This window comes from Sphingobacterium rhinopitheci (assembly GCF_022627575.1).
Lineage (GTDB): Bacteria > Bacteroidota > Bacteroidia > Sphingobacteriales > Sphingobacteriaceae > Sphingobacterium > Sphingobacterium rhinopitheci.
The window spans coordinates 531,843-544,076 of sequence record NZ_JADEYQ010000001.1 but is presented as its reverse complement, the minus strand read 5'-3'; the positions used below and the strand labels follow the sequence as shown (position 1 = coordinate 544,076).

At 35.3% G+C, this 12,234-nt stretch carries 8 protein-coding genes and 4 tRNA genes; 4 read left to right on the top strand and 8 right to left on the bottom strand.

What is annotated here, in order from left to right; genetic code table 11:
* The first annotated feature begins 2 nt into the window (after nt 1–2).
* Nucleotides 3–380 carry a hypothetical protein gene (locus IP023_RS02390; protein ID WP_241788645.1) on the top strand — a complete coding sequence of 126 codons (378 nt, stop codon included), beginning with the start codon at nt 3–5 and terminating at the stop codon, nt 378–380.
* A gap of 44 nt (nt 381–424) precedes the next feature.
* Here IP023_RS02390 and IP023_RS02385 read toward each other — a convergent pair whose 3' ends face one another.
* On the bottom strand, nt 425–1,561 hold the full coding sequence (locus tag IP023_RS02385) for an acyl-CoA dehydrogenase (protein ID WP_241788644.1): 1,137 nt from the start codon (nt 1,559–1,561) through the stop codon (nt 425–427).
* 151 nt (nt 1,562–1,712) lie between these two features.
* On the opposite strand from IP023_RS02385, the gene IP023_RS02380 reads away from it, so the two are divergent.
* Complete coding sequence (locus IP023_RS02380) at nt 1,713–2,348, top strand: peroxiredoxin (RefSeq protein WP_241788643.1); 636 nt, start codon at nt 1,713–1,715, stop codon at nt 2,346–2,348.
* Nucleotides 2,349–2,986: 638 nt separating this feature from the next.
* On the opposite strand, the gene IP023_RS02375 is transcribed toward IP023_RS02380, so the two are convergent.
* A complete protein-coding gene (locus tag IP023_RS02375) occupies nt 2,987–4,078 on the bottom strand; it encodes a S1C family serine protease (protein WP_241788642.1) in 1,092 nt (363 codons plus the stop codon).
* Nucleotides 4,079–4,094: 16 nt separating this feature from the next.
* Nucleotides 4,095–4,658, bottom strand: coding sequence for an RNA polymerase sigma factor (locus IP023_RS02370; RefSeq protein ID WP_241788641.1), 564 nt, complete (start codon nt 4,656–4,658; stop codon nt 4,095–4,097).
* A 321-nt stretch (nt 4,659–4,979) separates the two neighbouring features.
* On the opposite strand from IP023_RS02370, the gene IP023_RS02365 reads away from it, so the two are divergent.
* Nucleotides 4,980–9,026: a glycoside hydrolase family 2 TIM barrel-domain containing protein gene (locus IP023_RS02365; RefSeq protein ID WP_241788640.1), complete on the top strand. Its 4,047-nt coding sequence runs from the start codon at nt 4,980–4,982 to the stop codon at nt 9,024–9,026.
* A gap of 301 nt (nt 9,027–9,327) precedes the next feature.
* Nucleotides 9,328–9,882 (top strand): DUF4251 domain-containing protein, encoded by a 555-nt coding sequence (locus IP023_RS02360; protein ID WP_241788639.1) that lies wholly within the window; start codon nt 9,328–9,330, stop codon nt 9,880–9,882.
* 706 nt (nt 9,883–10,588) lie between these two features.
* On the opposite strand, the gene IP023_RS02355 is transcribed toward IP023_RS02360, so the two are convergent.
* From IP023_RS02355 to prfA, 5 genes are all read right to left on the bottom strand, one after another.
* Nucleotides 10,589–10,662, bottom strand: a tRNA-Asp gene (locus IP023_RS02355).
* Between the two features lie 55 nt (nt 10,663–10,717).
* A tRNA-Asp gene (locus IP023_RS02350) sits at nt 10,718–10,791 on the bottom strand.
* A 62-nt stretch (nt 10,792–10,853) separates the two neighbouring features.
* Nucleotides 10,854–10,927: transfer RNA gene (locus IP023_RS02345), tRNA-Asp, on the bottom strand.
* 54 nt (nt 10,928–10,981) lie between these two features.
* A tRNA-Asp gene (locus IP023_RS02340) sits at nt 10,982–11,055 on the bottom strand.
* 73 nt (nt 11,056–11,128) lie between these two features.
* Nucleotides 11,129–12,202 (bottom strand): peptide chain release factor 1, encoded by a 1,074-nt coding sequence (gene prfA / locus IP023_RS02335; RefSeq protein ID WP_241788638.1) that lies wholly within the window; start codon nt 12,200–12,202, stop codon nt 11,129–11,131.
* Between the last annotated feature and the right edge of the window lie 32 nt (nt 12,203–12,234).

Genomic DNA, 12,234 nt, shown 5'->3' with positions numbered 1-12,234 from the left:
TAATGGGTATACGATATGAGAAGGATACAATCCTAAATTGGCTTCAGGAAATGGGTAAGTTTCTACGTTTGGTAGTAGATAAATGGGAAGGTAAATTAATAGATTTAGAAATTGAACCTGCTTACAAAGAGTTTTTTGCTAAGGAGCGCAATACGTTAGTTGCCTTGAATGAAAATGAATTAATTACCTATGCTGCTTCATTAGAGCCCGAACAAATTAGGCCGTTAGCACATTTATTGATTTATGATGGATTAATAAATAAAGATAAAGGTATCTTACAAAAGGCTAAAGCTTTATTTGAATACCATATGAAATCTTCAGGGAGTTTTTCTTTTGATGATTATGGTTTATTAGCACAAATAGATAAAGAATTGAAGTAATATACACTCGTTAACTGGTAGATCCCTTATGTATCATAAGGGATTTATTTCAATATATCTCGTGCGATTATTAAGCGCTGAATCTCTGAGGTGCCTTCGTATATCTGAGTGATTTTAGCATCTCGCATTAATCGCTCAACATGGTATTCTTTTACATAACCATAGCCACCATGTATTTGTACGGCTTCGACGCTGTGCTTCATGGCTACTTCTGAAGCATGTAGCTTTGCCATAGCTGCTTCTTTACCGTAGGGCAAGCCTTGATCTTTTGTCCAAGCTGCTTTGTATGTCAATAATCGTGCGGCCTCAATATCTACTTCCATGTCTGCCAATTTGAATTGAATAGCTTGGTGATTGGAAATACTTTTGCCAAATGTTTTTCTTTCTTTGGAGTAGGCTAGTGCTAGATCGTATGATCCTGCCGCAATACCCAAAGCTTGAGCTGCAATACCAATACGTCCGCCATCTAATGTTTTCATCGCGAATTTGAAACCAAAACCATCCGGACCGATTCTATTTTCCTTGGGGACTTTGACATCATCAAACATCAATGAATGTGTATCTGAACTTCTAATGCCTAGTTTATTTTCTTTTGGTCCGATAGTAAAACCTTCCATTCCTTTCTCTACAATTAATACATTGATACCTCGATGCCCTAATTTGGAATGGGTTTGTGCAATAACCAAATATATATCCGCATTACCACCATTTGTAATCCAATTTTTTGTGCCATTTAATAAATAATAATCGCCTTTATCCTCCGCGGTAGTATGCTGTGAAGAAGCATCGGATCCTGCTTCAGGTTCCGATAGTGCAAAGGCACCTAGTTTTTTGCCTTTGGCTAGGGGAATCAAGTATTTAAGCTTCTGCTCCTCAGAACCATATTCATTCAAACCCCATAGGACAAGGGAATTATGCGCAGATAGGATTACTGCTGTAGAAGCATCGATCTTTGCAATCTCTTCCAATACCAGTACATAGGCTAATGTATCCATCCCGGCACCTCCATACTGAATAGGAACCATGATCCCCATAAATCCTAAATCAGCCATAGACGGCATAAAATCAAATGGAAATACAGCTCCTTCATCACGTAATATTACACCTGGTTTTAGTTCTTGCGCAAATGCACGTGCAGCTTCGCGGATCATTTTATGCTCTTCTGATAGTTCGAAATTCATAAGCAGTCTATATGGTTATCAATCAAATATAGCAAATTAATACTATGCGAGCATATTATTGTAATATATTTTTTTTGAATTGTTGTCGCTAAATAGAAAAAGTCTACTATATTTGTAGAGTTAGTGAATTAATTTAATAAAAGGAGGAAAAATGAGCTTAAGATTAGGAGATGATGCGCCAAACTTTCAAGCGCAAACAACTATTGGAGATATTGATTTTTACGATTATTCTTCAGGAAGTTGGGTAGTTTTGTATTCTCACCCATCTGATTTTACACCTGTGTGTACAACAGAATTAGGACGTACGGCTCAATTAAAAGCTGAGTTTGACAAACGTAATGTAAAAGTATTAGCCTTGAGTGTTGATCCCGTGGATGAGCATTTGGAGTGGATTAAAGATATAAATGAAACTCAAAATACAGAAGTAAATTTTCCTATTATAGCAGACAAGGATCGTGTAGTTGCAGAATTGTATGATATGATTCACCCTAATGCATCTGCAACAGCAACAGTACGTTCTGTTTTTGTTATCGGACCAGATCGTAAAGTAAAGTTGACTTTAACATATCCAGCTTCAACAGGTCGTAATTTTAATGAAATCTTACGTGTTATTGATTCATTACAATTAACAGCTGAATATTCAGTTGCAACACCTGCAGATTGGAAAGATGGGGATGACGTAATTGTTGTTCCAGCTATTAAAACAGAAGACATTCCAGCTAAGTTTCCAAAAGGTTTTACAGAAATTAAACCTTATTTGAGAGTTACTCCGCAGCCTAATAAGTAAGGAGTAATATTGGGGGCTTATATAAATATCATAAAAAAACCGACTTTTTTAGTCGGTTTTTTTATGATATCCATTTTTCGGTTTTCTCAATATATAAGACACGAGTAATGCTATTATACATATTATTACTAACTCTACAAGGCTATTTTTTAGGCTTAAAGAATATAATCCGCCAGCTGAAAAATATAGAAAGCATTGCGTAGCAATAGCTAGAATTAGAAAAATTATAAAATATGTCCAGAATGTCTTCATAATCACTAATACTAAGATAGTTATTTTTACTGTTTATAATGTATGATAATGGTCATAAAAAAGGTGGCATATTTTTATACTTTATTTTTCGTACTGATATGATTTTAGTGATAGAAAGTTTCGACTAGGGTAGTATAGATTAAAAGATAGTATAATGTATATGTGTTTTTTTTGAATAGTTCTATGTGATGTTATTTATAGCTAAATATTTATGAATATAATACCTATTGGTAGATTCTATTTTTTGATAATGGTTCCCAAAAAACAATTTTATAGCTGAATTGAAAATTTACTTAAATGATGTATGTTTCAAAAATTTACAATATAAAAAGAGAGCTCAATTTAATAATTGAGCTCTCTTTTTATATTGTAAAAATATTTTAATTCTAATAGACCTTTACAATGTAAACATATTCTTGTAATCTCTTAATTTGTTCTGTGCGTGATAAGTTTCCAAGGTTGTTTTTATTGTTTAACACAATGTTACCTTTCAATGAATCCGCAGGAATTCTATTAAGTGTTTCTATTAATTCTTTTGTTTTTATGGCAAATGCTGCACCATCAATTCCTTTTTGTTTACCTGAAATAATACCTATTATATTACCTTGATTATCCAAGACAGGACCTCCACTATTGCCAGGATTGACAGGGATAGATATTTGATAAGCTATTGTATCACCAGCATATCCTGTGTTTGAGCTCAAATATCCTTGTCCATATACAGCTTCATCTCGTGGGAATCCAATGGTATAAATATCTTCTCCTAGATCAGATTTAGACTTTTTAAAGGTATAAGGCACAGATTTAAGTGACTTGAAATTGCTGTCATTTATATATAAAATCGCTAAATCTTTTTCTCTATCTGAATGTATGATTTGCGCTTTATACGTCTGTCCTTTACTGTTTTGCAACTGAATAGAGTCTGCTCCATTTACAACATGGTAATTTGTGACAACATAACCATCTTTGGTAAGCATAAATCCAGTAGCTCCAAAATGTATGGTGTTTTCGTCATTAGTAGACTTATTATTTATATTTTGGATTGCTTTATTTTGTTCATTAACATTTCTTTTTACAGAATTTACTTCTCTACGCAAAGCACTATAATCTGTGGTTGCTTTTTTAAGACTACTAAAGTATCCTGTAAGCCATAATGAAGAAAAAACAGATATTAATGCTACCGCTGCGGCTACGCTAATATTTATTTGTAACTTATTCCAATTCGAAATAATTTTCGATTTTTTGATGGAAATAGGTTCTACTTTTTCACTTTCTTGGGCTAATGCTTTCTTGAATGCATTAAGATTTTCAGTTTCTTTCCATTGATTCAAAAATGAAGTATGCTGTTCTAATAACTCAGCAAAATCAGGGTTTTGATTACAAAATGATTCGAAAGCAAAAGCTTCATCTTCGGGTAACTCTCCTCTTAAATATTGGTCAGCCCAATCGATAAACTCATGTCTTTGCATTATGCTCATTTACTATTATTACTTTTTAAATATTAATGTTGAAATATATTTTTTTGAGACGTTGCAAACATTTATATTTCTGTGTTTTTGCATTGTCTGTATTCGTATAACCAAATTTTTCTTGGATATCTTTCATGGAAAGATTTTTAATATAAAAATCTTTCAATAGTGTTTTACACGGTTCTCCAAGTTCTTGTAAGGCTAAATTCATTTTATCGAATTTAGCTTCATTCTCTTGGTGTTTATCCATATCTTCTTCAACCTGAAGAATATCTTCGTAATCGGATATATCTGAACTATTAGCTACACTACCTTTTCGTGTTAATTGTTTCAACCACAATCTTCGTGAGACAGCATACAAGAATGTACTTAGTTTACTACTCAGCTCAAATTGTTTTTGAGTAACTTTATTATAAAGTACCAATACAGATTCTTGAAAGATATCTTTAGCTTCATCTTCTGTACCATTGTTATTTATTATCATTCTAGCAATAGCTGGATAATATAACTTATATATTCTGCTGATAGTACGATTGTCACCAATGACTATGCCTTGAATAATATCATGATCCGATGCTTCGATTGGCAATATGTGTTTTACGCTACTCAATTATTAATACCTTAAATTTCAAATAGTAACCCGCCTATAGTAAGAAAAATTAATATAACTATAATGTTTGTTAAACATAATAGTTATTTCAAACAATTACTATGTTAGTTTTTATTTTTTGTGATAATACTTCTCTAGGAGGGTTTAATATGTTGTTGGTCCTCCTAAACAAAGATATAAGTTGTTTGTCAAAATTTTGTTTCAAAGCTACTTTCTTTTTTTCGCAAACGAGTGCGTTATTTTGGAAATTTGGAATTGCTGGATGGTATCTTATATTTGTTAAGACTAGATATAACTAACATGAATAGACTTAATATTAACACGTTATTTATTTCTTGTCTTTTGATTTTGGGATCTTCTCATATTGATGCGCAAGAGATGAATAAACCCCTTCAGCGCTTTCGGAATGGCACCGAGGCTGCACCATCTGGAAAGGAATGGGAGTCCCCTGAGGATTTATCTCTTAATAAGGAATTGCCACATGCTTATTTTTTTAATTATAAAACAGTAGAGCAAGCGAGAACAGTGTTACCTGACAATAGTTCTTATTGGAAATCTTTGAATGGTACCTGGAAATTTAACTGGGTAAAGCATCCTGATGAACGTCCAAAGAATTTTTATGAAACCAATTATAATGACACTAATTGGGACGCAGTGCCTGTACCAATGAGCTGGAATATATATGGTATTCAAAAGGATGGCGCATTAAAATATGGCGTGCCAATCTATGTCAACCAACGTGTAATCTTTCAACATCAAGTAAAAGTAGATGATTGGAGAGGTGGAGTGATGCGTACGCCACCTAAAGATTGGACGACTTATATTTATAGAAATGAAGTAGGTTCATACCGTCGATCTTTTGATGTTCCTAAGGATTGGGAGGGACGCGAGATATTTATCAATTTCGATGGTGTAGATTCTTTCTTCTATCTGTGGATTAATGGTAAATATGTAGGGTTTTCGAAGAACTCACGTAACCTGGCTTCTTTTAATATATCGAAGTACTTAAATAAAAATGGTGAAAATACTGTTGCTGTAGAAGTATATCGCAATTCGGATGCTTCATTTATCGAAGCGCAAGATATGTTTAGACTACCAGGAATATTTCGAACTGTATCCTTGACATCTACACCAAAAGTACAGATCCGTGATATTGCCACACTAACAGATTTAGATGCTGATTATAAAAATGGAACAATCAATATCAAGTCGGCAATACGTAACCTGGACAAGAAAAAAGTGGACAATTATAAAGTAGTATATTCTTTGTATGCTAATGAATTGTACAAAGATGTTAATTCTTTAGTACCTAATATAAAAGGTGAAGCTACGGTGGGGACTGTTCCGGTCAATGCAACTAGAGATGTAGAAACTACCATAGCGGTCAACAATCCTAACCTTTGGTCTGCAGAGCGTCCTTATTTATATACGTTAGTTGCAGAATTGAAGGACAGTAAAAATAAAACAGTCGAAATCATATCGACTTCTATAGGTTTCCGTAAAGTAGAAATAAAAAATACCAAAGCCCTGGATGATGAATTCGGATTAGCAGGTAGATATTTTTATATAAACGGGAAAACTGTAAAGCTAAAAGGTGTAAATAGGCACGAGTCAAATCCGTCAACAGGGAAAGTGGTTTCGCACGATCAGATGGAAAAAGAAATTATGCTGATGAAGCGTGCAAACATCAATCATGTTAGAAATTCACACTATCCAGATGATCCGTATTGGTATTATTTATGTAATAAATATGGTATCTATTTGGAAGATGAGGCTAACTTAGAGAGCCATCAATATTACTATGGTAAAGAATCACTATCACATCCTATAGAATGGAAGCCTGCACACGTAGCACGTAGCGTGGAAATGGTACGTGCACATATCAATCATCCATCTATTGTTATTTGGTCATTGGGTAATGAAGCTGGGCCAGGCAATAATTTTGTTGCGGCGTATGACGCTATAAAAGAAATTGACAAATCCAGACCTGTACAATACGAACGTAACAATAGTATCGTAGATATGGGGTCTAATCAATATCCTTCCATCGAATGGGTACGCGGTGCCGTAAAAGGAAAATATAAGCTTAAATATCCTTTTCATATCTCCGAGTATGCGCATTCTATGGGGAATGCTTCGGGTAATCTAATCGATTACTGGGAAGCCATGGAATCTACAAATTTCTTTATGGGGGCAGCTTCTTGGGATTGGATGGACCAAGCTATGTATTACTATGATAAGCATACTGGTCAACAGTTTTTAGCTTATGGTGGTGATTTTGGCGATAAGCCTAATGATGGAACATTTGTTAATAATGGGTTGATATTTGCTGACTTAACACCCAAACCGCAATATTTTGAAATTAAAAAGGTACATCAAAATGTAAGTGTCAAGCCTGTGGACCTCAAGGCGGGTAAGATAGCAGTATTCAACAAAAATTATTTCGTACCATTGTCTGATTATGAAATGCAGTGGGCATTGTATGAAGATGGTATAGAAATCCAACGTTCAAATACTTTTGTAGGAGCAGAGCAACCTTTAGCAGCACGCAAATCTGCTATTTATACAGTTCCTTTTGATTATAGCAAATTGAAGCCTTCTTCTGAATATTTCTTGAAAGTACAATTTTTACAAAAAGAAGAACAACCTTGGGCTCCAAAAGGATATGTGCAGATGGAAGAGCAAATCTTTGTCAAAGGATTGGAACAAAGACCAACTATTGCTGATGTACAAAATGAAGGAATATTAATTCTTTCTACTGATGGCAAATTTAAAGTCGTTAGTAATGATGGTTTTGTCGCTAAATTCGATATGGAGATGGGGACTATTTATAGTTTATCTTACAATGGTAAAACTATTATCCGTGATGGTGAAGGTCCTAAATTAGACCCTTATCGTGCTCCTGTCGATAATGACAACTGGGCCTACCAGCAATGGTTCCAAAAAGGTCTTCATAACTTGAAGCATAAAGCACTATCTAATAGTATCTATACTAGAGCTGATGGCGCTATTGTATTATCTTTTGTTGTCGAATCACAGGCACCGAATGGTGCTTCATTGCTGGGGGGAACTTCAGGCACGTATATAGTAAAAGAACAAAAAGATCGCCCTTTTGGTAAAGATGATTTCAAATTTACAACAAACCAATTGTGGACAGTTTATAAAGATGGTTCTATTGAGTTGGAAGCAAATGTGACTTCAAATGATGAAGCTGTTACATTAGCACGGCTAGGCTATGCGATGCAATTGCCAGATATATATGCTGATTATACATATTATGGTAGAGGGCCTATCAACAATTATGCTGACCGTAAGACGGCGCAAAATGTGGAGCTACACGAGAGTACTGTGAAAGATCAATTTGTGCCTTGGCCTAATCCTCAAAGTATGAGTAATAATGAAGAAGTACGTTGGGCAGCATTGACAGATAAGCAAGGTGATGGTGTTGCCTTTATTGCTAAAGATATGATGTCTACTTCTGCTTTACCATGGTCTGAGATGGAAGTGACACTAGCGACGCATCCATATAAATTACCAAAGAGCTCAGGTACACATTTGCACTTAGACGCTGGTGTGACTGGCTTAGGGGGCAATAGCTGTGGCCAAGGGCCTCCATTGCTACAAGATAGAGTGAAAGCTTCTTCTACGGCTGTAGGATTTATTATTCGCCCTATCAAAAATAAGGACTATAGTGCTAAAGCTGCGGTAACGGTAGCCGGTGATATGCCTATTTCTATTACTAGAAACCGAGTAGGTGAGGTGACGATAGCATCTGAAAAGAAAGATGCTCTGTTGTTGTATACAGTGGACAATAGTAAGCCAGCTGCTTATACCAAAATGCTAGAGCTGCGTAATGGTGGTAAAGTCGTTGCTTGGGATAAGAATAATGATAAAGCAAAAGTGGCTGTTGATTTTCCTAAGATCGAGTCTGTACCTTTGCGTGTCGTATTTGCTTCTAGCCAGGAAACAGGTGAAGGTAATCCGGATCATTTGGTTGATAACAACCCCAATAGTATTTGGCATACAATGTACTCTGTTACTGTAGCGCAATATCCTCACTGGGTAGATTTTGATGCTGCGCAAGAGCAAATGATAACGGGTTTCAGTTTCTTGCCACGTACAGACGGTACTAATGGTCATATCAAAGATTACCGAATCCAAGTAAGTACGGATGGTAAGACGTGGTCTGATCCTATAGTAGAAGGGAAATTTGAAAGAGGTTCTCGTTTACAAACTATTCGTTTTGATAAACCTGTCAAAGGTAGATATGTTCGTTTTACAGCATTGAGCTCACAAGATGGTCATGATTTTGCCTCTGGTGCAGAGTTTAATATAATGGTTAAGTAAGACAGTTTTCTATTATGTATTAAAGCCTGAGCAGTTTGCTCAGGTTTTTTTGTGCATTTTATTCTTTGTACTTCACTAACGATTATCGTATACTATCTGTATCAGTTATTTTTTTAAGGTACAGCTTTCCTTGTGGTGATGCATAGTGTTAATAATCCATTGATACATAACTTTTATTCCCAGGCTGTGTTGTTAATAATAGTTTATTATAAAATGATAAATTATTTTTCAATTGCTAAAACTTTTTTAAACCAAATCTGTTTTATTAATAAAAAATATTTTAAATTATAAAATGGGGTTTATGAAAAAATTATTATTTACACTTGGCCTATGTGGTGTATTCTTTCTTTCGACAGTAAATGTGTCAGCACAAACGAAAGAAACCAGACAAGAGAAAAAAGAAGTACGTGAAAAACGCGACAAAACAGCTGCTATTAAACAAGCGCAAAAAAATGTAGCGAACATCGAAAGCTTAAATTTCTCTTTTTATCCTAATTCTTTAGAGCCTGAATTTGGTGTTTCTAATCCACTTACAGGTATGGGTGATTACTACTTCACTGTTGATAAGACAAATTTTTATATGAATTTACCTTACATCGGTCGTTTTTATGTAACACCAATGAATCCAGAAAATGTACCGATCAATCTAACTTGTAGCCAATTCTTATATTCAGTACATTCTACAGACGGAATTAATATTCAAGTTACTATCATTCCTTCATCAAATGATATAACTAGTTTACTTAATGATGGTATTAGATTTGTATTTAACTTGAATAAAAATACAGGATATGCTAAGTTGGTTGTAACATCTGACAATAGACAAGAAATGACTTACACAGGTTCATTTAACTAAATTTTAAATGTTATTTAAGCAAGGGGCTTTGATTTGATCAAAGCCTTTTTTTGTTTATGAACTATTAGTTGATATCGTATGTTCTTGTGATCAGGATGACAACATAAGTATAGATGTCGTGTTGAATGAAATGAAACAGCTATACAGCATGAAACCTATGTTTAGATCCTTCCTCCGATGAGGATGACAACATAAGTAAGATGTCATGTTGAATGTAATGAAACATCTATGCAGCATGAAACCTATGTTTAGATCCTTCCTCCGATCAGGATGACAACATAAGTAAGATGTCATGTTGAATGTAATGAAACATCTAAAAACAACATCTTTTGTTATCCTTCCTCCGATCAGGATGACAAGAAAGGTTATTTGTTTAGACTGTCATGTTGAACGTAGTGAAACATCTATACAGCATGAAACCTATGTTTAGATCCTTCCTCCGATCAGGATAACAAGAAAGGTATAGATGTCATGTTGAACGTAGTGAAACATCTATGCAGCATGAAACCTATGTTTAGATCCTTCCTCCGATCAGGATGACAAGAAAGGTATAGATGTCATGTTGAACAGAGTGAAACATCTAAAAACAACATCTTTTAAGATTCTTCCTGTGATCAGGATGACAACAGATATTCAATGTTCATATAGGAAAGTATATTAAACAAAAAAGGTCCACTTTCTTTAAAGTGGACCTTTTTGTACTTAGCGGTCTGGACGGGACTCGAACCCGCGACCCCATGCGTGACAGGCATGTATTCTAACCAGCTGAACTACCAGACCTAAAATATTTTAATCTCTTTAAAGAACAAATTGAAAAATAAGTTTTAAAATTTAGCGGTCTGGACGGGACTCGAACCCGCGACCCCATGCGTGACAGGCATGTATTCTAACCAGCTGAACTACCAGACCAAAGCTTTTCAATATTATTATAGAACGTCGGAAAGAATATTTTCTCTTTCAATTTTTAAAAGCGGTCTGGACGGGACTCGAACCCGCGACCCCATGCGTGACAGGCATGTATTCTAACCAGCTGAACTACCAGACCAAAGCTTTTTAAATATTTTCAATTCCGATGAAAGAACGTCTTTCTTTCATTTTGCGGTCTGGACGGGACTCGAACCCGCGACCCCATGCGTGACAGGCATGTATTCTAACCAGCTGAACTACCAGACCTAATACCTTCCCTTAAGAAGGTGTGCAAATATAGCGTTGATTTATCAAAAAACCAACTTTTTTACGAAAAAAGTTAGTCTGATGAGCCGTCTTTCATCTTTTCTGCATTCTCAGCAAACTGCAATGCATCGATAATTCCTTGAATATCACCGTCCATAACTGCCGTAAGATTATACATCGTTAATCCAATTCTATGTTCAGTGACACGACCTTGAGGGTAGTTGTACGTACGGATTTTTGCCGAACGGTCACCAGATGATACTAAAGTTTTACGTTTAGCAGCAATATCACCGTTCTTTTTGTTCAATTCTATTTCGTAAAGTTTGTTTCTTAACATCTCCATTGCTAACTCACGGTTCGCTAATTGAGAACGCTCAACCTGACAAACGACAACAATACCGGATGGTTTGTGCGTCAATTGTACTTTAGTTTCTACTTTGTTTACGTTCTGTCCACCAGCACCACCAGAGCGTGATGTTTGTAATTCGATATCTCCAGGGTTTAATTCTACATCGACTTCTTCTGCTTCAGGTAATACAGCAACAGAGGCAGCTGAAGTATGTACACGACCTTGTGTTTCTGTATCTGGGACACGTTGAACACGGTGTACTCCTGATTCATATTTCAATTGACCATATGCATCCTCACCGATTACTTTTAAGATAACCTCTTTATAACCGCCAGAAGTACCTTCCGTAACATCCATTACTTCATTACGCCATCCTTTAGTTTCAAAATAACGTGTATACATACGATAAAGATCACCTGCAAATATCGCAGCCTCATCTCCACCCGAACCACCACGAATCTCTAAGATTGCATTTTTAGCGTCTTCCGGATCTTTAGGGATAAGCATTAGACGAATTTCTTCTTCTTTCTCCTCTTTTTGCGCATAAAGTAAGTCTTGTTCTTCCTTAGCCATCTCACGCAATTCCTGATCTTTTTCATTATTAAGAATATCTTTGTTAGCATCCATATTGCTAACGATATTTCTATAAATGTGGTATTGGTCTACAATTTTACCAAGGTCTTTATATTCCTTGTTTAATTTTGCAAAACGCTTCATATCTTTGATGGTATCTGGATTGCTTAATTCAGCTTCCACTTCTTCCCATCTTTCTTTGATTGCTTGTAATTTTTCTAACATAATTCTATTTTCCGAATCGTTATTTTATCTCT